A 21,908-nucleotide genomic window follows, 5' to 3' on the forward strand; every position below is an offset into this window, starting at 1 on the left:
CACGATGTAGGGCATGGCCCTGTTCTGGCATGGCGCGCCGATCCTGCAAGGGGTGGCTCATGCCGTGAGGGCGATGGCCGAGAGCTGATGCCCGATCGGCCCGCCGCCGGCCAGGGTGTTGCGCCGGTGGCTGAAGAAATCCTCGGCCAGGGCGAGCGTGTCGTGCGGCGTCACCTCCGCCGCCACGCCGGCGCCGGCCAGCCTCGCGGCGCAGTATCCGGCGAGGTCGAACTGCCAGCGCCCCTCCCGCCGGCCGGCGGCGAAGAAGCGCGCATCGGCGGGATCGCGCGCCAGCACCGCGTCGCGCAGGTCGGCCGCGACCTCGTAGGAGGGCTGGCGGATGCAGGGGCCGATGGCGGCGAGGATGCGGCCGCGCTCGGCGCCGATCGCGACCATCGCCTCGACGGTCGCCTCCAGCACGCCGGCCAGCGCCCCGCGCCAGCCGGCATGGGCGGCGCCGATCACGCCGGCGGCGGGGTCGGCGAGGAGCACCGGCGCGCAATCGGCGGTGACCACGCCGAGCGCGATCCCGGGCCGCCGCGTCACCAGCGCGTCGGCCTCGGGGCGGCGATCCTCGGGCCAGGGCTGCTCCAGCACCGCCACCGCCGCGCCATGCACCTGCGTCAGCCCGGCCACCGCGGGGCGGGCGAGGCCGAGCGCCTCGGCCGCGCGGCGGCGGTTCTCGCGCACCGCCTCCGGCGCGTCGCGGCCCGAGAGGGAGCAGTTCAGCGAGGCGAAGGCCCCGGAGGAGACCCCGCCGCGCCGGGTGAAGAAGCCGTGCGCGAGCCCGGCATGGCGCGCCAGCGTGCCGGCGGTGACAAAGACCGCCATCAGGGATCCTCGAAGCCGGGCAGGGGCGGCAGGCCCGGGTGGCAGAGGCAGAGCGCCTTGAACAGCCGGCCCATGTGCTCCGGCGCGGCGAGGCGCTGCGCGGCGGCGAGGTGCCGCCCCGCCCCGGCGGGGTCCATGCGGGCGAGCATCGCCGCGCGGGTGAACAGCCCGAGCCGGGCGAGGAACACCCCCTGCGGCAGCGGGCCGAGCACGGTGGTGCCCGCCCCGGACGCGACCGAGGCGAGGGCGGCGAAATCCACATGGGCGGTGACGTCCGCCGCGCCGGGCTCGCCGAGCGGGTCGGCGCTGCCCTGCCGCGTCATCGCCTGCAGGCTGTCCCCGAGCCCGCCCTTCTCCGGCCCGTAGTCGAGGAACAGCGCGACGCCGCCCTGCGCGGCGATTCGCCCGGCGAGCGCGCCGACCACGGCGCGGGCCGGCTCGTTCACCTCCTGGATCGCGCCCTCCTCCGCCGCTGCCGGCAGGGGCGGGGCGTCCGTGGCGGGGCGTTCCTCGAAATGGCCCTCGGTGACGAAGCGCTCCATCCACGCCCCGCCGCGGCGGACGAACTGGCGGATCGGCAGCGCGTCGAGGAACTCGTTGGCGAGCACGATGGCGGGCCCCGCGGGCAGGGTGGCGATGTCGTCGTGCCAGGCCGCGACCGCGGTGCCGAGCCGGTCCGCCTGCGCCTGGCGCAGCCGCGGGGAGGTCTCGACCAGATGGACGCGCAGCGCGGCGCGGAAGCCCGGCGCCATCTCCGCGATGGCGCGCAGCGCATCGGCCATCAGCGTGCCGCGCCCGGGGCCGAGCTCGACCAGCAGCACCGGGTCGGGCCGGCCCATCCCCTGCCAGGCGATCGCGGCCCAGAGGCCGAGGCATTCGCCGAAGGCCTGGGTCATCTCGGGCGCGGTGATGAAGTCGCCGCCCGCGCCGAAGGGCTCGCGCCCGGCGTAGTAGGCGCGCGCCGCCCGCGCCATGAAGCGGTCGAGCCGCTCGGGCGCCTCGGCGGTGCTGCTGTCCGGCCCCTCGGGGGCGCTGGTGTCGCGTCGTTCAGCCATGGCGCTCCTTCGCGCGCAGGATCAGCCAGGCGCCGGCGAGGATCATCGGCACCGAGAGCAACTGCCCCATCGTCGCCCCGGCGACGAGGAAGCCGAGATGCGCGTCGGGCTGGCGGAAGACCTCGCCGATGCTGCGCGCGACCCCATAGCCCGCCAGGAAGGCGCCGGACAGCACCCCCGGCCGCGCGCGGATGCGCTCGCTGCGCGCGAGCCACATCAGCAGCGCGAAGAGGCACAGGCCCTCGAAGAAGGCCTGGTAGAGCTGCGAGGGATGGCGCGGCTCCGGCCCGCCGGTCGGGAAGACCATCGCCCAGGGCACGTCGGTCACGCGGCCCCACAGCTCGCCGTTGATGAAGTTGGCGATGCGCCCGAAGAAGAGGCCGATCGGCACCACGCACACCACGCGGTCGGCGAAGGCCACCCAGTCGAGCCGGTTGCGCCGGCCGAACAGCCAGGTCGCGATGATCACGCCGAGCGCCCCGCCATGGAAGGACATCCCGCCATGCCAGAGGTAGAGCGCCTCCCACGGCGCGGTGACGTAGTAGCCGGGCCGGTAGAACAGCACGTAGCCGAGCCGCCCGCCGGCGATGATGCCGAGCGTCACCCAGGTCACGTAGTCGTCCATCTGCTCGGGTGTCGCGACCTTGGGCGCCCATTGCACGAGGCGGCGGGCGAGCCGCCAGCCGATCACGATGCCCGCGATGTAGGCGAGCGCGTACCAGCGGATGGCGAAGGGGCCGATCTCGACCAGCACGGGGTCGATGACGGGGAAGGCGATGACCGGGAGCATCAGGCGAAGGGATCCTCGGCGTTCAGCAGCACCTCGCGCACATAGGCGCGCACGCCCTCCTCGAGCGGGGTGGGCGGATGGGCGAAGCCCGCCCCGCGCAGCCGGTCCATCCGCGCCTCGGTGAAGTACTGGTAGCGGCCCTTGAGGTCCTCGGGCATCGGGACGAAGCGGATCTCGGCATTGCGGCCGAGCGCGGCATAGAGGGCGCGCACGAGGTCGAGGAAGGACCGCGCCTGCCCCGTGCCGATGTTGTAGAGCCCCGAGGCCTGGGGGTTGGCCTCGAGCCAGAGCATCGCCGCCACGCAGTCGCGCACATGCACGAAGTCGCGCTTCTGCTCGCCGTCGGCGACGCCCTCGCGGTCGGAGGCGAAGAGCGTCGCCGCCTCCCCGCGCATGATCTGGTTGAACTTGTGCAGCACGACCGAGGCCATGCGGCCCTTGTGGTGCTCGTTCGGGCCATAGACGTTGAAGAAGCGCAGGCCCGCCCAGTGCGGCGGCCGCGGCCGGCCGAGGGCGAGCATCTGCGCCACCCGCCGGTCGAAGGCCAGTTTCGACCAGCCGTAGAGGTTGAGCGGGCGCAGCCGCGCCAGCGCCTCGGGGCGGAGGTCGTCCTCGAAGCCCTGGGCGCCGTCGCCGTAGGTCGCGGCGGAGGAGGCGTAGATGAAGGGCACGCCGGCCTCCGCGCACCAGTCCCACAGCATCTGCGGGAGCGCGATGTTGACCCGTGCCACGAGGTCGCCATCCGTCTCGGTGGTGGCGCTGACCGCGCCCATGTGGAACAGCGCCCGGACGGGCGGGCGGCGGGCGAGGAAGGCGGGCAGGTCCTCGGGCGGGACGATGCCCGCGATGGGGTGTTTCGCGAGGTTGCGCCACTTCACGCCCTGGCGCAGGCGGTCCACCACCACCACTTCCTCCCCGCGGGCGCAGAGGGCGGCGACCAGGTTGGAGCCGATGAACCCGGCCCCGCCGGTGACGATGTGCATGTTCCGCAGAATCCCGAGGCGGGCCTTGAGGCCGGGGCGAGGGCGGTATAGGCCCCCGGCGGACGGCCCGGCAAGGCGAGCGGCCCCAAGGAGGCGAAGATGGCAGGCGAGAGCGGCCGCGCGAAGTTCATGGACGACCTGGCCGGCATGGCCGGGGGCGCCTTCTCGGTGCTCGCGGGCCTCAGGACCGAGGCCGAGCAGATGGCGAAATCCCAGGCCGAGGCCATGGTCCGCCGGCTCGACCTCGTGAAGCGGGAGGAGCTGGACGCGGCGATGGAGGTCGCCCGCCGCGCCCGCGAGCAGGCCGAGGCGCTGGCCGAGCGGGTGGCGGCGCTGGAGGCCAGGGTTGCGGCACTTGAGGCTGGCAGCGAATCCTCACCCGAGGACTGAAGAGTCGATTGCAACCTGGGCGGGCTTGCGGCGCGATTCCGCGTCTGCGTAGTCTGCCGATTGTCGTCAGCCGCCCGATTCGCCCACCACATCTTGTGGTGGTTGCGGGCGCCGCCCCGGGCAAGGAGGTGCCGCATGTCCGCCTCTCTCCAGTTGGACCGCGACCGTTCCTCGAACCCCCTGGACATCCTCGAACAGATCATCGCCGCCAATGAATGGGCCTTCGAGCGCCGTTCGGACGGGGAGATGGCCGCCGAGGCGCCGGGGAAGTGGTGCGATTACGGGCTGCACTTCTCCTGGTCGCACGAGATCAGCGCCATGGCCTTCACCTGCGCCTTCGACATGAAGGTGCCGGCCGAGAGGCGCGAGAAGCTCTACGAGCTGCTCGCGCTCGCCAATGACCGGCTCTGGATCGGCCATTTCGGCATCGAGGCCGAGGAGGGCGTGCCGGTCTTTCGCCATTCCGTGCTGCTGCGCGGGGCCTCGGGCGCCTCGGCCGAGAGCCTCGAGGACATGGTGGACATCGCCATCACCGAATGCGAGCGGTTCTTCCCCGCCTTCCAGTTCGTGCTGTGGGGCGGGAAGTCGCCCGCCGAGGCGCTGGCCGCCTCCATGCTGGACTGCGTGGGCGAGGCGTAGCGCCGCAGCCGCGGTTCCCGAAGGGGCTTCCGCGGGGGGCGTGGGCGGCGCCCCCCCTCACACCCCCCGCGCGCAGTGCAGCAGCGTCACCGGGCGGCCCGGCGTGATGTGCAGGTCGATCTCGTCCGGCCGGTTCCAGCCATAGGTCTCGGTGCCGGTGGAAGGGTCCGTCCCGCGTTCCTGGGGCGGCCCGAACTGGCGTTCCAGCCGCGCCCGCAGCGCATCCGCCTGCTCGGGCTCGCCCTGGGCGGAGACGCAGAGCAGCCCGCCATTGCGGAGATCGAAGGCGAAGGCGACCGACAGGCGCATCGTGCCGGAGCGGAACTCGCCCGCGGCGCGGTATTCCATGCGGGCGGCGGGTACCAGGCGCCGTTCCTCGCGCGGCAGGCTGCGCGCGCCGCGCAGGGCGCGCAGCACCTGCGCCTCGCTCATGCCCCAGCGCGTGTTCTCCCAATGCGCCGCGGCCGGCGTTGCGGCGGTGGCCAGCGCCAGCGCCGCCGCCGCGCTCAGGCCCGCCCGTGGCACGCCTTGTATTTCTTGCCCGAGCCGCAGGGGCAGGGCGCGTTGCGCGGCGTGCGGCCCCAGGTCGCGGGATCGTTCGGGTCCACCCCCTGCGGCAGCGGGCGCGGCGCGGCGGTGCCGATCGCCATGGGCACGGCTTCGTAGGTCGTGCCGCCATTGGCCATCTCGAGCTCGGCCGCGGCCATGGCCGGGTCGGGGTGGCGCATGTCGAGGAAGCCGATGCCCTCGGGGCTGGGCGGCGGCGCCTCGGGGCGCAGCTCGATGCGCAGCAGCAGCGAGGTCACGCGCTCGCGCAGGTCGTGCAGCATGGCGTTGAAGAGGTTGAACGCCTCGGACTTGTATTCGTTCAGCGGGTCGCGCTGGCCGTAGGCGCGCAGCCCGATGCCCTGGCGCAGGTGGTCGAGCGCGAGCAGGTGCTCCTTCCACACCTGGTCGAAGACCTGCAGCAGCAGGGACTTCTCGATCTGCCGCATGAGATCGGGGCCGACATTGGCCGCGCGCGCGGCATAGGCGCGGTCGGCGGCCTCCTCGAGGCGCTCGCGCACGACGGTGTCGTCGATGCCCTCCTCGCGCGCCCATTCGGCAACCGGCACGTCGAGGTTCAGCACGTCCCGCACCTGGCGCTGCAGCGTCTCGAGGTCCCACTGCTCCGGATAGGCGTTCTCGGGGATGCAGCGGGCGACCAGGTCGGCGATGGTCTCGCGGCGCATCTCGAGGATGGTCTCGGCGACCTCCTCGGCCATCATGTAGGCGCGGCGCTGGGCGTAGACCTCCTTGCGCTGGTCGTTCATCACGTCGTCGTACTTGAGAAGGTTCTTGCGCATGTCGAAGTTGCGCGCCTCGACCTTCTTCTGCGCCTTCTCGAGCGCCTTGTTGATCCAGGGGTGGACGATCGCCTCGCCTTCCTTGAGGCCGAGCTTCGAGAGCATCCCGCCCATGCGGTCCGAGCCGAAGATGCGCATCAGGTCGTCTTCGAGGGAGAGGAAGAAGCGCGATGCGCCGGGATCCCCCTGGCGGCCGGAGCGGCCGCGGAGCTGGTTGTCGATGCGCCGCGATTCGTGGCGCTCGGTGCCGATGACGAAGAGGCCGCCGGCCTCCTTCACCTTCGCGCGCAGCGCCTCCACCTCGGCCTTGTGGCGCGCGAGCGCCGCCTCGTATTCCGGGCCTTCGCTCGCGCCCGCCTCCTGGCGCGCGAGCATCTCGACATTGCCGCCGAGCTGGATGTCGGTGCCGCGGCCGGCCATGTTGGTGGCGATCGTCACCGCGCCAGGGCGCCCGGCCTGGGCGACGATGAAGGCCTCCTGCTCGTGGTAGCGGGCATTGAGCACCTGGTGCGGCACGTTCCTCCGGCGCAGCAGGTCCGAGATCAGCTCGGACTTTTCGATGGAGGTGGTGCCGACCAGGCAGGGCTGGCCGCGGCTGCGCGCCTCGTCGATCAGCGCGGCGACCGCCTCGTACTTCTCCTTGGCGGTGCGATAGACCTCGTCGTCCTCGTCGCGGCGCGCCACCGGCACGTTGGTCGGGATCTCGACGACATCGAGCTTGTAGATCTCGGCGAACTCGTCGGCCTCGGTCGCCGCGGTGCCGGTCATGCCGGCGAGCTTGGGGTAGAGGCGGAAGTAGTTCTGGAAGGTGATGGAGGCGAGGGTCTGGTTCTCGGGCTGGACGGTGACGTGCTCCTTCGCTTCCAGCGCCTGGTGCAGCCCGTCCGAGTAGCGCCGGCCTTCCATCATGCGGCCGGTGAACTCGTCGATGATGACGATCTTGTCGTTGCGGACGACGTATTCGACGTCCTTCTTGAACAGCGTGTGCGCGCGCACCGACTGGTTGACGTGGTGCACCAGCGTGACGTTCTGGATGTCGTAGAGGTTGCCCTCGGTCAGCAGCCCGGCCTCGCGCAGCATCTCCTCGATGCGCTCGCCGCCGAGTTCGGTCAGCGTGACGGTGCGCTGCTTCTCGTCCTTCTCGAAGGTGGCGGTGTCCTTGACCAGCTCCTTCACCACCTCGTCCACCTTGCGGTAGAGGTCCGAGGAATCGTCCGAGGGGCCGCTGATGATGAGCGGCGTGCGCGCCTCGTCGATCAGGATGCTGTCCACCTCGTCCACGATGGCGTAGGCGAAGTCCCGCTGGACCATGTCCTCCAGCCGGTACTTCATGTTGTCGCGCAGGTAGTCGAAGCCGTATTCGTTGTTGGTGCCGTAGGTGATGTCGCAGGCGTAGGAGCGGCGGCGCTCGTCGTCGGTCAGGCCATGGACGATCACGCCGACCGAAAGCCCCAGGAAGCGATAGACGCGGCCCATCCACTCCGCGTCGCGGGTGGCGAGGTAGTCGTTCACGGTCACGACATGCACGCCCTTGCCGGCGAGCGCGTTCAGGTAGACCGGCAGGGTGGCGACCAGCGTCTTGCCCTCGCCGGTCTTCATCTCCGCGATCTTGCCGTCGTGCAGCACCATGCCGCCGATCATCTGCACGTCGAAGTGCCTCAGGCCGAGGACGCGGCGGGCGGCCTCGCGCACGGTCGCGAAGGCCTCGGGCAGCAGGTCGTCCAGGCTCTCGCCCTTGGCCAGCCTTTCGCGGAACAGCACGGTCTGGCCCGCCAGCGCCTCGTCGGACAGCGCCTGCATCTTCGGCTCGAGCGCGTTGATGGCCGGCACCCGCGCCTGGTAGCGCTTCAGCGCGCGGTCGTTCGAGGTGCCGAAGATGGCGGCGGCAAGGCGGGCGAACATCGGGGGCGTCGGTCTCCGGCGGGGCGCCCGGGCGGTGCGGGGGCGCAAACGGATCGCGCCGCGCCCGGCCGGACCGTTGCGGTCGGATCGGGTCGCGGCGCGGCCCCGGCAGAGATAGGCGGCGGGGCCCGGCCGGTCAACGCCGCCCGCCTTGTGGGCGCGTGACGCTTCGGCCATGTTCCGCACCTTCCCGGACCCGAGACCCCGATGCCCCAGCGCCGCCGCCCCGCCCACCCGTTCTGCGCGGGCCTCGCCCTGGCGCTGGCGCTCGCCGCCGCGCCGCCGGCCCTGGCCCAGGCGCCCACGCCCGCCACGCCGCCGGGCGATCCCGTGGTCGCCCGGGTGGACGGGGAGCCCATCCTGCTCTCCGACGTCGCCGCCGCGGCGCGCGACCTGCCCGAGGAGCTGCGCGGCGCGCCGCCGCAGATGCTCTACCCCCTGCTGCTCGACCAGATGATCGCCGGGCGCGCCATCACCGCCGCCGCCCGCCGCGCCGGCCTCGACCGCGAGGAGGAGGTGCGCGCGCGCATCCGCCGCGCCGAGGAGCTGGAACTCCAGCAGGCCTGGCTGACGCGCGAGATCGGCAGCCGCGTCACCGACGAGGCGGTGCGCGCCCGCTACGACCGCGAGATCGCGAGCCGCCCCGCCGAGGAGGAGGTCCGCGCCCGCCACATCCTGGTGCCGACCGAATCGGAGGCCCGCGCCGCGCTGGCCGAGATCCGCGGCGGCGCGGACTTCACCGCCGTGGCGCAGCGGCGCTCGACCGGGCCAGGCGCGCGGGAGGGCGGCGACCTCGGCTTCTTCCGCCGCGGCGACATGGTGCCCGAATTCGCCAATGCCGCCTTCGCCCTGCAGGCCGGCCAGGTGAGCGAGAACCCGGTCCGCTCGCCCTTCGGCTGGCATGTCATCAAGGTCGAGGAACGCCGCCAGGCGGCCCCGCCGCCCTTCGAGGAGGTGGCGCAGGCGATCCGCCAGCAACTGCTCGAGGCCGAGGTGCAGGCCGCGGTGGAGCGCGCGCGCGCCGCGGCGCGGATCGAGCGCTTCAACCTCGACGGCTCGGCCCCGCGCCCGACCGACGGGGCCGAGCCCCCCGCCCCCGCCGCCCCGGCGGCGCGCCCCGGAACCCCGCTCCGCCGCTGAACCACCAACCGGAAAGCCAGCAAGAGGAACCGCCCATGGCCGGCCAGGCCCATCCCGTCTCCCCCCTCGCCCTGCCACTGCCGGAAATGCCGCCCGTGCCGGGCGTGCGCGTGGCCACCGGCATGGCCGAGATCCGCTACCGGGCGCGCGAGGACGTGATGGCCATGGCCTTCCCGGCGGGCACCACGGTGGCCGGCGTGTTCACGAAGAACCGCTGCCCGGGCGCGCCGGTCGAATGGTCCCGCGCCGCGCTGAAGGGCGGCAAGGCGCGCGGCCTCGTCGTGACCTCGGGCAATTCCAACGTCTTCACCGGCCGCGCCGGGCGCGAGACCTGCGCCCGCACGGCCGAGGAGGCCGCGCGCATCCTCGGCTGCAAGCCGCGCGAGATCTTCCTCGCCTCCACCGGCGTGATCGGGGAGCGCCTGCCGACCGAGAAGCTCGTCGGCGCGCTGCCCAAGGTGTTCGCGGCGGTGGCCGAGACCGGCTTCGAGGCCGCCGCGCGCGCCATCATGACCACCGACACCTTCCCGAAAGGCGCGGTCCGCACCGCGACCATCGGCGGCACGACGGTGACGATCGCGGGCATCGCCAAGGGCTCGGGCATGATCGCCCCGGACATGGCGACGATGCTCTCCTTCCTCGCCACCGACGCGAAGATCCCGGCCCCCGCGTTGCAGGCGTTGCTGAAGAAGGGCTGCGACCGGTCCTTCAACTGCATCACCGTGGATTCGGACACGTCCACCTCCGACACGGTGATGCTGTTCGCCACCGGGGCGGCGAAGCACCCGCGCGTGCCGGCCGAGGGCGGCGCCATCCTCAAGGACTTCGCCCGCGCGCTGAACGAGGTGCTGATGGACCTCGCGCTCATGGTCGCCCGCGACGGGGAGGGTGCGCAGAAGCTGATCCGCATCGAGGTGACGGGCGCGGTCACGGCGCGCTCGGCGCACCGCATCGCGATGTCCATCGCGAACTCGCCGCTGGTCAAGACCGCCATCGCGGGCGAGGACGCGAACTGGGGCCGCATCGTCATGGCCGTCGGCAAGGCGGGCGAGCCGGCCGACCGCGACCGTCTCTCCATCGCCGTGGGCGGCGTGTGGATGGCGCGCGAGGGCGGCGTGGTGGACGGCTACGACGAGACGCCGGTGGTCGCGCACATGAAGGGGCGCGAGGTCGAGATCACGGTGGATATCGGCCTCGGCCGCGGCAAGGCGACGGTGTGGACCTGCGACCTGACGCACGGATACATCGACATCAACGGGTCCTACCGGTCGTGAGGCGCGGCATCTGATCCGGCGCGGGCGCGGGGCCGGCGCTCCGCTTGCCGGAAGCGGGGCATGGCCGGAGGCGCCGCCCCCGGCCCCCTGGCCTCAGAGCGGCGGCACCGCCGATGACGGATCGGCAAGGCGCTGCTGCGCCACGATCACCTCGCGCTCGATGGTGCGGCGGTTCTCGATCGCCTCGATGCGCGCGATGCAGGCCTCGGCGCTCTGGCGCGCGCAACCGCGGCGCGCCGCGAGCAGTTGCGCCTCCGTCCGGCGCTCGACGGCCGCGATGCGGCCGGCCGGCGTTGTCGTATCCGCCGCGAAGTCCTGGAAACGGGGCCGCATGCGGATCCGCACGGAGCGCGGATACTCGTTCCACGCGCCCGTCGAGGCGTCCACCGTGAGGCCGATGAGCCCGCCGATCAGCATGTTCCCGAGAGTCGTGTCGTCAAACCGGCGCTCGACCACGGCCGCGCCGGGATAATATCCCGGCCGTGTGCATTCGATCGCGATGTCGTAGGGCGACTTGCGGACGGCGACGGTTCCCGGCGTCTGCTCGATGGTGCCGATGACGACGCCGCGCCGCTTCACCTCGCACCGCGCGCCGGGCGGGTCGGTCGCGACCAGGATGGCCTGGCTGGGTCCCGCGGTGATGGTGGAACAGGCAGGCAAGCCCAAGGCGGCAAGGGCGACGACCAGCAGGCGTTTCATGGATTTTCCTCGTCTCCGGCGGCGAACGGGTTTGAAACCTTGGGATCGAAGCATGCGGTCCGGGGGTGGGCAAGGATCGTGTGCGCAACGGCCTCTCCCGGGCGCGATGCCCGCCATGCTGTGCCCTGCCCGCCACACGCCGCAGCCGAGCCCTCCATGACCGCCACGCTCGGCATCCTCGCGCTGCTCGCATCCCTCGCCTGGCTCGCCGGCATCGCCTGGTTCCTGTGGTTCTTCCGCCCGCCCGCCGTCGCCGCCGAGGGGCGGGTGACGCTGCTGCTGGCCGTGACCGGCCGCACCGCGGGCCTGCCGCCGCTGCTCGCCGCGCTGGCGCGCCAGACGCTGCGGCCCCGCCGCCTGCTGGTGGCGGTCGAGGCCGAGGACGACCCCGCCTTCGCCCAGCTCCGCGAACTGGAATACCTTCTCCCCTTCCCGGCCGAGATCGTCGTCGCGGGCCGCGACGACACGCGCAGCCAGAAGGCGACCAACATGATCGCCGCGCTGGCGCGCGTGGATGCCGATGACGACGCGCTGGTGCTGCTCGATGCCGACATCCTGCCGCAGGATCACTGGCTGTCCTGGCTCGCCACCCCCGCGCTGAACGGCGCGGCGGATGTCGTCACCGGCTATCGCTGGCATGCGCTGGACGGGGCGGGGCCGGGGCGGCACCTCGTCGCCTGGCTCGACCGGGCGCTGGCCCTCGGCCCGCGCGCCCTCGCCTCGGGGCTGGTCTGGGGCGGCTCGGTGGCGATCGGGCGCGAGGCGCTGGCGCGCATGGACCTGCCCGCGACGCTCGCGCGCACCTTCTCGACCGATGGCGCGATCAGCCGCCGTGCGCGTGCCCTCGGCCTGCGCGTGCTGACGCGCCGCGCGGTGCTGCTGCCCACGCCGCCCGAGGGCGGGGACCGCGAGGCGCTCGCCTTCAAGCGCCGCCAGTTGCAGATCGTGCATCTCTACGTGCCGCGGCTGTGGCTGGCGCTGGGCATCGCCCTGCATGCCGAGGCGCTGGCCCTGCCGCTCGCGCTGCTGGCGCTGGCGGGCGATGCGCTCGCGGCCGGGTTCGTCGCCGCCATCGCGGCGGTGGGCGCGCTGCGCGCCGCGCTGCACGACCGCGTCACGCGCGCCGTGGGCATCGAGGAGGGCCTCGCGGCGCGGGCCGCGCAGTTCGCGCTCGGCCTGCTCGCGCCACTGACCGCGCCGGCGGCGGCGGCGCTGTTCTGGACCAGCGCGCGGACGCGCCGCATCCGCTGGCGCCATGTGGAATACCAGGTCGCGGGGCCGGAGCAGGTCCGCGTGATCCGCCGCCACCGCCCCGGGGCCGCGGCGTGACGCCGGGCCTCTGCCCCATCACCGGCGAGGCGGCGGCGCTGGTTCAGGAGGTCTCGCCCGCCCTGCTGCGGGGGCTGTGGCGCCGGACCTTCGGCGTGGAGCCGACGCCCCTGCCCGCCACGCGCATCGGCATCTGGCGCGCGCCCTGCGGCCTCGTGTTCTTCGCCCCGGCGATGGAAGGAGACGCGGCGTTCTATGCGGCGCTCTACCGCCGGCTGGACCGGGGCGGGCGCCTGCGCCGCGCGGGGCGGGACCGGGCCGAGTATCCGCACGCCGCCGCGCGCATCGCGCCGGGCGATTCGGTGCTGGAGGTCGGAGCCGGCGCCGGCGCCTTCGCCCGGCTGATCCCGCAGGCGCGCTATCTCGGCCTCGATCCCAACGCCGCCGTATACGCCGCGCCGGAAGGCGCCGTCAGCGCCGAGCCGATCGCCGCGCACCGGGGCGTGCATGACGTCGCCTGCGCCTTCCAGGTCATAGAGCATGTCGCCGACCCGCTCGGCTTCGCGCGGGAGATGCTGCGCTGCCTCAGGCCGGGCGGGCTGCTGATGCTCGGCGCGCCGCTCTGGCCCTCGGCCATGACGGCGATCCCGGACTTCGCCTTCAACGCGCCGCCGCACCACCTCTCCTGGTGGAGCGAGCCCGCGATGCGCGCACTCGCGGCCCGGCTCGGCCTCACGGTGGAGGAGATCCGCCTGCTGCCGCCCGTGCCCGCCCAGCCGCTGATCCACTGGATGGGGCGCCTCGCGCCCATCAAGGCCGCGCCCGGAGGGCCGTGGTTCGCCGCGCGGCGCGCCTGGTATGCTTCCCTCGCCGCGGCCTACGGGCTGGGGCGGGCCGCCGCCGCGCTCCTGCCGCTGCCGCGCGACGCCGCGCCGATGTTCGTCTTCATGGTCGCGCGCAAGCCTTGACGGGCGGCTCCGGCGCGCCGTTCCTGTCGCACGGATGCCCGATTCCCTTCCCGCCTTCACGCCGCTCGAGACCGAGCGCTTCCGCCTGCGCCCGCTGCGCCCGGCGGACGCGGCCGAGATGCACCGCCTGGTCAACGACTGGGAGGTGGCGAAGACGCTGGCGCGCGTGCCCTTCCCCTATCCGCGCGACCTCGCGGACGAGTGGATCGCCTCGACCGCCGAGCGCATCGCCGCGGGCGAGGCCTATCACCTCGCCATCGCCCGGCGGGAGGACGACGTGCTGGTCGGCTGCGCGGGGCTGACGCTGGACCGCGAGGCGCGCACGGCGGAGCTCGGCTACTGGGTCGGGCGCCGCCACTGGGGCCAGGGCATCGCGCCCGAGGTCGCCGGGCGGCTCGCGCGCTGGGCGCTCGCCAATCTCGACCTCGACCGCATCACCGCGAGCGCGCTGACCGACAATGCGCGCTCGGCCGCCGTGCTGCGGCGCATCGGCTTCCGCGAGACGGGCGAGGGCATGCAGGACTTCCTCTCGCGCGGCGGCGCGATGCCGGTCCGGCGGTTCGAGGCGGTGCGCGCCGACCTCTCCCCGCTCGCCGCGGCGCCCGCCCCGGCGGCGCCGGAGGTGGCGGCGCAGGGCAAGCCGATCCTGCTGGTGGCCGCGGTCGGGCTGATCGACCCCGAGGGCCGGGTGCTGCTGGCGCGCCGGCCGGAGGGCAAGCCGCTCGCGGGCCTCTGGGAGTTCCCCGGCGGCAAGGTGCGGCCGGGCGAGACGCCCGAGGCGGCGCTGATCCGCGAACTGCGCGAGGAACTCGGCATCGACGTGGCCGAGGCCTGCCTCGCGCCCTTCGCCTTCGCCTCGCATGGCTACGAGGCCTTCCACCTGCTGATGCCGCTCTATCTCTGCCGCCGCTGGGAGGGCCAGGTGACGGCGCTGGAAGGCCAGGCGCTGGCCTGGGTGCGGCCGCAGCGGCTCGGCGACTACGCCATGCCGCCGGCGGACAAGCCGCTCGTCGCGCTGCTGCGGGACTTCCTGTAGGGCCGCGCCGCTCCGGCGCGGATGCGCGCGCGGGCCGCGTGCCCGAACCCCCGCCGCGCGCCATTGGTGCGCGCCGCGCCCGCGCCTATCCTGGCCACGGAGGACGCGCCATGACCAACCCCACCGCCTGCCTGCTCATCATCGGCAACGAGGTGCTGTCCGGGCGCACCCAGGACGCCAACCTGAAATACATCGCGACGCGCCTCGGCGAGATCGGCATCCCGCTGCGCGAGGCGCGGGTCATCCCCGACGTGCGCGAGACCATCGTCGCCACGATCAACGAGGTGCGGGCGAAGTTCGACCACGTCTTCACCACCGGCGGCATCGGGCCGACCCATGACGACATCACCAGCGAATGCGTCGCCGAGGCCTTCGGCGTGCCGTGGGAGCCGCATCCCGAGGCCTGGAGCCGCCTCGAAGCCCACTATGCGCGGCAGACCCCGCCCGGCGACTTCAACGCCGCGCGCCAGCGCATGGCGACCATGCCGCGCGGCGCGGTGCTGATCGACAACATCGTCTCCATCGCGCCCGGCTTCACCATGGGCAACGTGCATGTGCTCGCCGGCGTGCCGCGCATCATGCAGGCGATGTTCGAGGCGCTGGCGCCCACGCTCAAGGGCGGGGCGCCGGTGGTCTCGGCCACCGTGCACGCGAACGGGCTGATGGAGGGGCGCATCGCCGAGGGGCTGGCGGCGATCCAGGCGCGCTACGGGGATGTCGAGATCGGCTCCTACCCCTACTACCGGCCGGGCGGCGGCGGCGTCGCGGTGGTGGCCAAGGGCACGGATGCGGATGCGGTGAAGCAGGCCGCGCATGACGTGCTGGTGTTCCTGCGCGCCTGCGGCGCCATGCCCGTCGAGGGCGAGCCGGCCTGACCCGCCCCGGTCAGCCGCGGAGCTCGAACAGCAGCATCAGCGAGCGCTGCAGCGCGCTCCCGTTGTCGTCGCTCACGAGCGCGACGAGAACGCGCCCCTCGTGCCGCGTCACGGCCACGCCCTCCCAGTTCTCGGCCGGGAGCGCGCGGCCGTCGAGGCGCAGGATCTCCTCGCCTTCCAGCACGCCCTCGCGCCCCAGCGCGGCGATGGCGGCGGGCGCGACGCGCAGCAGCCGGGCCGCGAAGCCGCCGAGCAGGCTGAAGCGCCGCTCCAGCACCAGCGCCCCGCCATCGGGCAGCCCGGCCGCGTCCACCGGCTCGAAGGGCGGCGCACCGCGCCAGGCGATGGGCAGCCAGGCGCCGGGGCGGCCGATCCAGCCCCGCCGCAGCCCGGGCCGGGCCGGCGGCGCGAGCCCCTCGGTGATGGCGAGAAGCCGGCCATCGGCCAGCAGCGCGAGGGATTCCAGCCCGGCATTCGGGGGCGCGGCCTCGAGCCCTGGCGGCGCGGCGACATAGCGCCCGGGTCCGTCGAGCCGCGCATGGGCGCGGATGCGGTGCCACCGCTCGTAGGCCACGAGCCAGGTGCCGTCCGGCAGGCGCGCGATGGCCTCGGCATCGGAGGCATAGCCGCGCGGCAAGGGCCGGCCGGCGCCGTCGCGCAGCGGGCCCGAGCGGAGCGGCAGCAGCCGGTGCGCGAGGCCGTCGCGCAGCAGGATGCGCGCCTGCGCCCAGCGCCCGCGGTCATCCACCATGGTCGCGATCAGGGTCTCGTCGAGATGGATGCCCGAGAGATTCGCCGCGCCGAGCCGCTGCGGGCTGATCTCGAAGCCGCCGAGGCTCGCGAGCGGCCCCTCGAGCGGCACGGGGGGCAGCGCGACGCCGGCGCTGCCCTCGGGCGGCGTGGCCCGGGCGCCGAGGCAGCCCGAGCCGGCCAGCGCGAGCGCGAGCAGTCCGCGACGGCGGACCCGCCCTGTCCCTTCCGCTTGCGGGGCAGGGCCGGCCGACCGGCCGCGCGCGCCCGTCCGCGTGCCGGCCATGGCGCCTTGCGGGCGCGCGCTCAGCCGCGCCGCGCGCCGGGGCGCATCAGACGAGCACCGGCCCGCGTTCCGCCGCGGCGCGCTGCCAGGCCTCGGCGGCGTCCTCGTCGAACAGTTCGGCGAGCTTCTTCATCATGGTGCCGCCGAGCTCCTCGGCATCCACGATGGTGACGGCGCGGCGGTAGTAGCGCGTCACGTCGTGGCCTATGCCGATGGCGATGAGTTCCACCTGGTGGCGGCTCTCGATCTCGTGGATCACCTTGCGCAGGTGGCGCTCGAGGTAGTTGCCCGGGTTCACCGACAGCGTGCTGTCATCCACCGGCGCGCCGTCGCTGATGACCATCAGGATGCGGCGGTGCTCGGGCCGCGGCAGGAGGCGGCGATAGGCCCATTCCAGCGCCTCGCCGTCGATGTTCTCCTTGAGCAGCCCCTCGCGCAGCATCAGGCCGAGGTTCTTGCGCGCGCGGCGCCAGGGCGCGTCGGCCGCCTTGTAGATGACATGGCGCAGGTCGTTGAGGCGCCCGGGGTTGCGCGGCTTGCCCTCCTGCACCCACTTCTCGCGGCTCTGCCCACCCTTCCAGGCGCGCGTCGTGAAGCCGAGGATCTCGACCTTCACGGAGCAGCGTTCGAGCGTGCGCGCGAGGATGTCGCAGCACATCGCCGCCACCGTGATCGGCCGCCCGCGCATCGAGCCGGAGTTGTCGATCAGCAGCGAGACGACGGTGTCGCGGAAATCGGTGTCGCGCTCGTGCTTGTAGGAGAGCGCGTGCATCGGGTTGGTGATGACGCGCGTCAGCCGCGCCGCATCGAGGATGCCTTCCTCGAGGTCGAAATCCCAGGCGCGCTGCTGCTGCGCGAGCAGCCGGCGCTGCAGCCGGTTCGCGAGCTTGGAGACGACGCCCTGCAGGTGGCTGAGCTGCTGGTCGAGCTGCTGGCGCAGCCGCGTCAGCTCGTCCGGGTCGCAGAGATCCTCGGCGGCGACGATCTCGTCGAACTGCGTCGTGAAGGCGTGGTAGCGCGTGGTGTCGTCCACCTGCGGCACCTCGCGCCGCTGCTGCGGGCCGCCGGGCTTGTCGTCGCCGTCGGCGGCGGCGGCGTCCTCCTCGGCCTCCTCGCCTTCCTCGTCGGAGGCCTCGCCCTGCATCTGCTCGGGGCTCGCGCCGAGCATCTGGTCCTCCTGCTCGGAGGAGGACTGGCCCTCGCCGGACTGGTCCTGCTGGGGCGTGCTCTCGCCGCCTTCCTCGCCTTCCTCGTCCTGCTGCTCGGATTCCGCCTCCACCTCGGCCTCGGCGAGGTCGAGCGCGGTCAGCAGCTTGCGCGCGGCGCGGGCGAAGGCGGCCTGGTCCTCCGTGGCCTCGGCCATTTCGGCGAGCGCGGCCTCGGCCTCGGGGCCGAGCGTGTCGCGCCAGAGGTCGAGCACGCGATGGGCGACCTCGGGCGCGGGCTCCCCGGTCAGCCGCTCGCGCGCGATCAGGCCCAGCGCCGCGGGCAGCGGCAGCTGGTCCTTGCGCGTCATGCGGTCGTAGCCCTCGGCCTCGCATTCCTCGGCCAGCCGCGCGCGCAGATTGGCCGCGACGCCGGCCATGTGCTTCGAGCCGACCGTCTCGACGCGCACCTGCTCGAGCGCGTCGAACACCTCGCGCGCCTCGCGCCGCAGGGGCACGCGCTGGGCGTGCAGCGCCTCGTCGTGATGGCGCAGGCGGAGTGCTGCGGCATCCGCCGCGCCGCGCAGCTTGGCCATCTCGGCCGGCGGCAGGGCGCGCGTGGGCAGCGGCAGGCGCACGCGCTTGCCCGCGACACCCGAGGGGCCGGGCTGGAAGGCGACCTGCACTTCGGGGTCGGCATGCGCAATGGCGCGCAGCGCGCCGGCGGTGGCGCGCTTGAATTCTTCCTGGCGGGTCAGGTCCTGCTTGCCGGACATGGGTTTGGCCTCCGCTTCGCTCCGGCGGGGCCGGCCCGGTTCAGACTTCGCGCCCTGCACCGGCGGTGCTGCGGGGCTTCGTCACCGGGACGGCCGTCTGCGTCACTGCGTGGTCGCGGGCGGGATGTCCCGCCCGCGGTTGCATCACCCCGCCTTGCGCAGCAGCCCCGTCGAGACCTCCTCGTTGAAGCAGCGCTGGTAGTACTCGGCGACCGTCGCGCGCTCCGCCTCGTCGCACTTGTTGAGGAAGGTGAGGCGGAAGGCGAAGCCGACATCGCCGAAGATGCGCGCGTTCTCGGCCCAGGTGATGACGGTGCGCGGCGACATCACGGTGGAGATGTCGCCCGCGATGAAGCCGGCGCGGGTGAGGTCCGCGAGCGCGACCATCGCCTCCACCTGCTTGCGCATCTTCGGGTCGTTCTCCGCGCCGAGCTTCGCGAGCACGATGTCCGTCTCCTGCTTGTGCGGCAGGTAGTTCAGCGTCGCGACGATGGACCAGCGGTCCATCTGGCCCTGGTTGATCTGCTGCGTGCCGTGATAGAGCCCGGTGGTGTCGCCCAGGCCCACCGTGTTGGCGGTCGCGAAGAGGCGGAACCACGGGTTCGGCCTGATCACCTTGTTCTGGTCGAGCAGCGTCAGCTTGCCCTCGACCTCGAGCACGCGCTGGATGACGAACATCACGTCCGGGCGGCCGGCGTCGTATTCGTCGAACACCAGCGCGCAGGGGTGCTGCAGCGCCCAGGGCAGGATGCCCTCGCGGAACTCGGTGACCTGCTTGCCGTCCTTGATGACGATCGCGTCCTTGCCGATCAGGTCGATGCGGCTGATGTGGCTGTCGAGGTTGACGCGGATGCAGGGCCAGTTCAGCCGCGCCGCCACCTGCTCGATATGCGTGGACTTGCCGGTGCCGTGGTAGCCCTGGATCATCACGCGGCGGTTGAAGGCGAAGCCGGCGAGGATCGCCAGCGTCGTCTCCCGGTCGAAGCGGTAGGTGTGGTCGATCTCGGGCACATGCTCGGTGCGCACCGAGAAGGCGGGCACGTCGAGGTCCACATCCACCCCGAAGGTCTCGCGCGCCTTCACGGTGATGTCCGGCGCCTCGATGGCCGAGGTCGGGCGGATGTCGGAAATCTGGGCAACCTTGTTCATCGAGTGTCCGGTTCCGTCTCTGTCCTGCATAGTCTAGGCCTGCCGGGGCGATCCGGCTACCCGGCGGGGGCCGTTTCGGCCTCGGCCCTCAGCCGCGCCGGCACGCGGCGCCGGAGCAGGCTGTAGGCCCGGTTGATGTCCTTGAGCTTCTCCTCGGCGCTGCGGTCCCCGCCCGTGGCGTCGGGATGGTGGCGCTTCGCGAGGTCCTTGTAGCGGGCGCGCAGCATGGCCTGGTCGAGCGGCCAGGGCAGGCCGAGCAGGTCGAGCGCGGCGCGCAGTTCGGGCGGCGCTGCCTCGGCCTCCCGCGCGCGGCGGCGCTTCGTCGGCGCCTCCTGGCCCAGCACGCTGAGCGGGTCACGCAGCAGCTCGGGGTTGAAGCGCGTCGCCCCGCCGAGCCGGCCGAGCGGCCAGGAGGGACGCTGCCAGGAGGCATCGGCGCGCAGCGCCGCCTCGATCTCCGTGGGGCCCATGCCCTTGTAGAAATCCCAGGATGCGTTGTAGGCGCGCACATGGGGAAGGCAGAACCACAGGAAGTCGCGCAGGGTGCGGTCGCGCGGGGCGCGGAACAGGCCGGCCTCGGCGCAGCCCGGGTGATCGCAGCGGCGCGGTGGCGCGCCGTCGTCCTCCGGCTCCGGCGCTGGGCTTCCGCCTGATCTGCGCATCCATTCCTTATGGTCAGGTCATGAGCGTCCCGCAAGGATGCGCCGGTGCTTGCCGGCGCAGGGCAAGGGCGCGAAATGTGCACATCATGACGAACCGCGCCGAGCGCATCCGCGCCGCCCTCGAATCCGCCTTCGCACCTGCCCGGGTGAGCGTGACGGACGACAGCGCCCGCCACGCCGGCCATGCCGGAGCGCGGCCCGGCGGGCAGACGCATTACAGCGTCGAGGTGGTCTCGCCGGCCTTCGCCGGGCTTTCGCGCGTCGCGCGTTCGCGCGCGGTGCACGAGGCGCTGGCGGCGGAGTTCGCCGATGGCCTGCACGCCCTCGCCCTGCGCCTGCGCACCCCCGAGGAGGCGGCGGGCGGCTGAGGCCGCCTGGACGGGGCGACGGACCAACCCCGGCCCGCCGGGCACCACCCCTCGGTTCGGCGCGCGGCCGGGGCCAAGCGGCTCACCTTGTGCCTGCCTCCGCGGGCCCGCGATGCCGGCAGGCCCGGGCCTGGACCCCTAACGCGTCCGTATCATCCAGCGGGCGGAAGGTTTGGCCTTTCGCCCGCTGGCATGGCGCGCGGGGCTGGTGGGGCGGCCGCGCGCGGAACCGGATCCTGAACCCTGCGGGCAAAGGTCGAACCCGTGTCCGCCGGGCATCAGTAGGCGAAGGGCACGCGCAGCCGCGCGCCGGGTGCGGGCGTGCGCAGCAGGCGGTCCTCGCGCGCCTGCAGGCTCGACCGGTCGCCGATGGCGCCGATGCGCGGCTCGTCGGGGTCGATCAGGGCCGGGTTCACGCGGGGCGCGGGGCCGGCCTCGCCGCGGGGGCGCGGCGCTTCGAGGTCGCGGTTCGGCACCGGGGCGGGTTCGCCGCGCGCGGCCGCGGGCGGCGGGGCCGGCTGCCGCGCGGGGGCCTCCCGCCGGGCGCGGCGCGCGCGAGGACGGGGCCGCCGCGGCCCGGCGGCCTGCTGCGCCTCGGCCGCGCCGGGCAGCACGGCCAGCAGGGCGGCGAGCAGGGCGCGGCGCGGGCTCATCGGCCGGCGGGCAGGGCCCGGGTGCCGCGCGCATCCTCGGGCGGGTTGGTGGCGACCACGCCCGGCACGCCTTCGCGCCAGGCCTGCAGCGCCCAGCGGACCGAGGGGAAGGCGATCTCCTCCCATGGGATCTCGGCCCAGGCGAAGCGGCGCACCTCGAGGCTCTCCGGCCCCGGTTCGAAGCCGGGCTCCTCCAGGCGGGCGCGGAAGATGACCTGGACCTGCCCGATGCGGGCGATGGAATAGACCGCGAGGACGCCTTCGATGGCGATGCGGGCGCGCGCCTCCTCCCATGCCTCGCGGCGGGCGCCTTCCTCGACGGTCTCGCCGAGTTCCATGTAGCCGGCCGGGATGGTCCAGTAGCCCGAGCGCGGCTCGATGGCGCGGCGGCAGAGCAGGACGGTGTCGCCCTCGGCCACAACGGAGCCGACGACGACCTTGGGGTTCTCGTAGGCGACATGCCCACAGTCGGGGCACATCAGCCTTTCGCGGTCGTCGCCTTCGGGGATGCGCCGGACGAAACGGGACATGCGGGAATCATGGTCCCGCCCCCCGCCGCGCCGCAAGCGGTGGTTGCGGTCAGACCCGGAGGTCGAGCAGCGAGCCGCGCGGCAGCGCCGGCCCCGAGGGCAGCGCCCCGGCGGGCGGGGCCGATTGCAGCACGCGCTGGGGCGGCGCCGCCGCGGCCTGCGTGAACTCCGAAGGCCGGTCCGGCCCGCGCTGCGCCTGGATGCCCGCGCTGCGGGTCACTTCCTGCGTGAAGGCGGCGAGGGAATTGAGGCTGAGCATGCGGAGCATTGTCCAGCCCAGGCGTGAAGAATGGCTTAAGAAAGGCCGGCGGACACGACGGGCAGGACCGATGCGCATGGCCCGAGCCTGCGCCCGGGCGCCGTTAACCTTCCAGCAACCAATGGCTGCATCG

23 protein-coding genes are annotated in these 21,908 nt (G+C 73.6%); 9 read left to right on the top strand and 14 right to left on the bottom strand.

The annotated features are described in order from the left end of the window. Window positions 1-57 precede the first annotated feature (57 nt). Genes pgeF through rfaD form a run of 4 tightly spaced genes read right to left on the bottom strand, consistent with a single transcriptional unit; the run spans window position 58 to window position 3,659 of the window. Window positions 58-831 carry a peptidoglycan editing factor PgeF gene (gene pgeF / locus FHS88_RS02515; protein ID WP_184480948.1) on the bottom strand — a complete coding sequence of 258 codons (774 nt, stop codon included), beginning with the start codon at window positions 829-831 and terminating at the stop codon, window positions 58-60. Continuing rightward, window positions 831-1,886 carry a class I SAM-dependent methyltransferase gene (locus tag FHS88_RS02520; RefSeq protein ID WP_184480950.1) on the bottom strand — a complete coding sequence of 352 codons (1,056 nt, stop codon included), beginning with the start codon at window positions 1,884-1,886 and terminating at the stop codon, window positions 831-833. Before FHS88_RS02520 ends, pgeF begins: the two co-directional genes overlap by 1 nt. Beyond that, on the bottom strand, window positions 1,879-2,676 hold the full coding sequence (gene lgt, locus FHS88_RS02525) for a prolipoprotein diacylglyceryl transferase (RefSeq protein ID WP_184480952.1): 798 nt from the start codon (window positions 2,674-2,676) through the stop codon (window positions 1,879-1,881). Before lgt ends, FHS88_RS02520 begins: the two co-directional genes overlap by 8 nt. Continuing rightward, window positions 2,676-3,659 carry an ADP-glyceromanno-heptose 6-epimerase gene (rfaD, locus tag FHS88_RS02530; protein ID WP_184480954.1) on the bottom strand — a complete coding sequence of 328 codons (984 nt, stop codon included), beginning with the start codon at window positions 3,657-3,659 and terminating at the stop codon, window positions 2,676-2,678. The genes lgt and rfaD overlap by 1 nt, the downstream gene beginning before the upstream one ends. Before the next feature lie 99 nt (window positions 3,660-3,758). On the opposite strand from rfaD, the gene FHS88_RS02535 reads away from it, so the two are divergent. Together FHS88_RS02535 and FHS88_RS02540 are read left to right on the top strand one after the other, a co-directional pair. After that, window positions 3,759-4,049: an accessory factor UbiK family protein gene (locus FHS88_RS02535; protein ID WP_184480956.1), complete on the top strand. Its 291-nt coding sequence runs from the start codon at window positions 3,759-3,761 to the stop codon at window positions 4,047-4,049. Between the two features lie 135 nt (window positions 4,050-4,184). Continuing rightward, on the top strand, window positions 4,185-4,688 hold the full coding sequence (locus tag FHS88_RS02540) for a type III secretion system chaperone family protein (RefSeq protein ID WP_184480958.1): 504 nt from the start codon (window positions 4,185-4,187) through the stop codon (window positions 4,686-4,688). A 57-nt stretch (window positions 4,689-4,745) separates the two neighbouring features. Here FHS88_RS02540 and FHS88_RS02545 read toward each other — a convergent pair whose 3' ends face one another. Continuing rightward, window positions 4,746-5,213, bottom strand: coding sequence for a hypothetical protein (locus tag FHS88_RS02545; RefSeq protein WP_184480960.1), 468 nt, complete (start codon window positions 5,211-5,213; stop codon window positions 4,746-4,748). Then, window positions 5,195-7,936, bottom strand: a complete 2,742-nt coding sequence (gene secA, locus FHS88_RS02550) for a preprotein translocase subunit SecA (RefSeq protein WP_184480961.1) — start codon at window positions 7,934-7,936, stop codon at window positions 5,195-5,197. The genes FHS88_RS02545 and secA overlap by 19 nt, the downstream gene beginning before the upstream one ends. Window positions 7,937-8,143: 207 nt before the next feature. Between secA and FHS88_RS02555 the strand changes: the two genes are divergently transcribed. Continuing rightward, on the top strand, window positions 8,144-9,076 hold the full coding sequence (locus FHS88_RS02555) for a peptidylprolyl isomerase (RefSeq protein WP_184480963.1): 933 nt from the start codon (window positions 8,144-8,146) through the stop codon (window positions 9,074-9,076). A gap of 35 nt (window positions 9,077-9,111) precedes the next feature. Continuing rightward, entirely contained in the window at window positions 9,112-10,350 is a 1,239-nt protein-coding gene (argJ, locus tag FHS88_RS02560; RefSeq protein ID WP_184480966.1) for a bifunctional glutamate N-acetyltransferase/amino-acid acetyltransferase ArgJ, read from the top strand. Between the two features lie 93 nt (window positions 10,351-10,443). Here argJ and FHS88_RS02565 read toward each other — a convergent pair whose 3' ends face one another. Then, on the bottom strand, window positions 10,444-11,049 hold the full coding sequence (locus tag FHS88_RS02565) for a hypothetical protein (RefSeq protein ID WP_184480969.1): 606 nt from the start codon (window positions 11,047-11,049) through the stop codon (window positions 10,444-10,446). Between the two features lie 156 nt (window positions 11,050-11,205). Here FHS88_RS02565 and FHS88_RS02570 point away from each other — a divergent pair, with 156 nt between their 5' ends. From FHS88_RS02570 to FHS88_RS02585, 4 genes are all read left to right on the top strand, one after another. Continuing rightward, a complete protein-coding gene (locus FHS88_RS02570; protein ID WP_184480971.1) occupies window positions 11,206-12,378 on the top strand; it encodes a glycosyltransferase in 1,173 nt (390 codons plus the stop codon). After that, window positions 12,375-13,286 (top strand): methyltransferase domain-containing protein, encoded by a 912-nt coding sequence (locus tag FHS88_RS02575; RefSeq protein ID WP_184480973.1) that lies wholly within the window; start codon window positions 12,375-12,377, stop codon window positions 13,284-13,286. The genes FHS88_RS02570 and FHS88_RS02575 overlap by 4 nt, the downstream gene beginning before the upstream one ends. A 34-nt stretch (window positions 13,287-13,320) precedes the next feature. After that, window positions 13,321-14,322 (top strand): bifunctional GNAT family N-acetyltransferase/(deoxy)nucleoside triphosphate pyrophosphohydrolase, encoded by a 1,002-nt coding sequence (locus FHS88_RS02580; RefSeq protein WP_184480975.1) that lies wholly within the window; start codon window positions 13,321-13,323, stop codon window positions 14,320-14,322. Between the two features lie 110 nt (window positions 14,323-14,432). Then, window positions 14,433-15,197, top strand: coding sequence for a competence/damage-inducible protein A (locus FHS88_RS02585; RefSeq protein WP_184480976.1), 765 nt, complete (start codon window positions 14,433-14,435; stop codon window positions 15,195-15,197). A 10-nt stretch (window positions 15,198-15,207) separates the two neighbouring features. Here FHS88_RS02585 and FHS88_RS02590 read toward each other — a convergent pair whose 3' ends face one another. The 4 genes from FHS88_RS02590 to FHS88_RS02605 form a co-directional block, all read right to left on the bottom strand. Beyond that, entirely contained in the window at window positions 15,208-16,233 is a 1,026-nt protein-coding gene (locus FHS88_RS02590) for an esterase-like activity of phytase family protein (protein WP_184480978.1), read from the bottom strand. 46 nt (window positions 16,234-16,279) lie between these two features. After that, window positions 16,280-18,154 (bottom strand): cobaltochelatase subunit CobT, encoded by a 1,875-nt coding sequence (cobT, locus tag FHS88_RS02595; protein ID WP_184480980.1) that lies wholly within the window; start codon window positions 18,152-18,154, stop codon window positions 16,280-16,282. A gap of 144 nt (window positions 18,155-18,298) precedes the next feature. Beyond that, window positions 18,299-19,303, bottom strand: coding sequence for a cobaltochelatase subunit CobS (cobS, locus tag FHS88_RS02600; RefSeq protein WP_184480982.1), 1,005 nt, complete (start codon window positions 19,301-19,303; stop codon window positions 18,299-18,301). Between the two features lie 56 nt (window positions 19,304-19,359). Further along, window positions 19,360-19,965 (bottom strand): J domain-containing protein, encoded by a 606-nt coding sequence (locus FHS88_RS02605; RefSeq protein WP_184480984.1) that lies wholly within the window; start codon window positions 19,963-19,965, stop codon window positions 19,360-19,362. A gap of 86 nt (window positions 19,966-20,051) precedes the next feature. Between FHS88_RS02605 and FHS88_RS02610 the strand changes: the two genes are divergently transcribed. Then, window positions 20,052-20,333 carry a BolA family protein gene (locus tag FHS88_RS02610; protein WP_184480986.1) on the top strand — a complete coding sequence of 94 codons (282 nt, stop codon included), beginning with the start codon at window positions 20,052-20,054 and terminating at the stop codon, window positions 20,331-20,333. Between the two features lie 278 nt (window positions 20,334-20,611). Here the strand turns inward: FHS88_RS02610 and FHS88_RS02615 are convergent, their stop codons facing one another. Genes FHS88_RS02615 through FHS88_RS02625 form a run of 3 tightly spaced genes read right to left on the bottom strand, consistent with a single transcriptional unit; the run spans window position 20,612 to window position 21,775 of the window. Continuing rightward, the gene (locus FHS88_RS02615) at window positions 20,612-20,986 is read right to left on the bottom strand and encodes a hypothetical protein (protein WP_184480988.1); all 375 of its coding nucleotides are present in this window, start codon (window positions 20,984-20,986) and stop codon (window positions 20,612-20,614) included. Further along, window positions 20,983-21,516, bottom strand: a complete 534-nt coding sequence (locus tag FHS88_RS02620; protein ID WP_184480990.1) for an NUDIX hydrolase — start codon at window positions 21,514-21,516, stop codon at window positions 20,983-20,985. Before FHS88_RS02620 ends, FHS88_RS02615 begins: the two co-directional genes overlap by 4 nt. 49 nt (window positions 21,517-21,565) lie before the next feature. After that, window positions 21,566-21,775, bottom strand: a complete 210-nt coding sequence (locus FHS88_RS02625) for a hypothetical protein (RefSeq protein ID WP_184480992.1) — start codon at window positions 21,773-21,775, stop codon at window positions 21,566-21,568. Window positions 21,776-21,908 lie beyond the last annotated feature (133 nt).

Origin of the sequence: Neoroseomonas alkaliterrae (assembly GCF_014199195.1) — a bacterium.
Classification (GTDB): domain Bacteria; phylum Pseudomonadota; class Alphaproteobacteria; order Acetobacterales; family Acetobacteraceae; genus Neoroseomonas; species Neoroseomonas alkaliterrae.

What these genes read in the sequence shown, in the direction of transcription:
- pgeF (WP_184480948.1), bottom strand. Translation starts at nt 831, where the DNA reads ATGGCGGTCTTTGTCACCGCCGGCACGCTGGCGCGCCATGCCGGGCTC.
- FHS88_RS02520 (WP_184480950.1), bottom strand. Translation starts at nt 1,886, where the DNA reads ATGGCTGAACGACGCGACACCAGCGCCCCCGAGGGGCCGGACAGCAGC.
- lgt (WP_184480952.1), bottom strand. Translation starts at nt 2,676, where the DNA reads ATGCTCCCGGTCATCGCCTTCCCCGTCATCGACCCCGTGCTGGTCGAG.
- rfaD (WP_184480954.1), bottom strand. Translation starts at nt 3,659, where the DNA reads ATGCACATCGTCACCGGCGGGGCCGGGTTCATCGGCTCCAACCTGGTC.
- FHS88_RS02535 (WP_184480956.1), top strand. Translation starts at nt 3,759, where the DNA reads ATGGCAGGCGAGAGCGGCCGCGCGAAGTTCATGGACGACCTGGCCGGC.
- FHS88_RS02540 (WP_184480958.1), top strand. Translation starts at nt 4,185, where the DNA reads ATGTCCGCCTCTCTCCAGTTGGACCGCGACCGTTCCTCGAACCCCCTG.
- secA (WP_184480961.1), bottom strand. Translation starts at nt 7,936, where the DNA reads ATGTTCGCCCGCCTTGCCGCCGCCATCTTCGGCACCTCGAACGACCGC.
- FHS88_RS02555 (WP_184480963.1), top strand. Translation starts at nt 8,144, where the DNA reads ATGCCCCAGCGCCGCCGCCCCGCCCACCCGTTCTGCGCGGGCCTCGCC.
- argJ (WP_184480966.1), top strand. Translation starts at nt 9,112, where the DNA reads ATGGCCGGCCAGGCCCATCCCGTCTCCCCCCTCGCCCTGCCACTGCCG.
- FHS88_RS02565 (WP_184480969.1), bottom strand. Translation starts at nt 11,049, where the DNA reads ATGAAACGCCTGCTGGTCGTCGCCCTTGCCGCCTTGGGCTTGCCTGCC.
- FHS88_RS02570 (WP_184480971.1), top strand. Translation starts at nt 11,206, where the DNA reads ATGACCGCCACGCTCGGCATCCTCGCGCTGCTCGCATCCCTCGCCTGG.
- FHS88_RS02580 (WP_184480975.1), top strand. Translation starts at nt 13,321, where the DNA reads ATGCCCGATTCCCTTCCCGCCTTCACGCCGCTCGAGACCGAGCGCTTC.
- FHS88_RS02585 (WP_184480976.1), top strand. Translation starts at nt 14,433, where the DNA reads ATGACCAACCCCACCGCCTGCCTGCTCATCATCGGCAACGAGGTGCTG.
- FHS88_RS02590 (WP_184480978.1), bottom strand. Translation starts at nt 16,233, where the DNA reads ATGGCCGGCACGCGGACGGGCGCGCGCGGCCGGTCGGCCGGCCCTGCC.
- cobT (WP_184480980.1), bottom strand. Translation starts at nt 18,154, where the DNA reads ATGTCCGGCAAGCAGGACCTGACCCGCCAGGAAGAATTCAAGCGCGCC.
- cobS (WP_184480982.1), bottom strand. Translation starts at nt 19,303, where the DNA reads ATGAACAAGGTTGCCCAGATTTCCGACATCCGCCCGACCTCGGCCATC.
- FHS88_RS02605 (WP_184480984.1), bottom strand. Translation starts at nt 19,965, where the DNA reads ATGCGCAGATCAGGCGGAAGCCCAGCGCCGGAGCCGGAGGACGACGGC.
- FHS88_RS02610 (WP_184480986.1), top strand. Translation starts at nt 20,052, where the DNA reads ATGACGAACCGCGCCGAGCGCATCCGCGCCGCCCTCGAATCCGCCTTC.
- FHS88_RS02615 (WP_184480988.1), bottom strand. Translation starts at nt 20,986, where the DNA reads ATGAGCCCGCGCCGCGCCCTGCTCGCCGCCCTGCTGGCCGTGCTGCCC.
- FHS88_RS02620 (WP_184480990.1), bottom strand. Translation starts at nt 21,516, where the DNA reads ATGTCCCGTTTCGTCCGGCGCATCCCCGAAGGCGACGACCGCGAAAGG.
- FHS88_RS02625 (WP_184480992.1), bottom strand. Translation starts at nt 21,775, where the DNA reads ATGCTCAGCCTCAATTCCCTCGCCGCCTTCACGCAGGAAGTGACCCGC.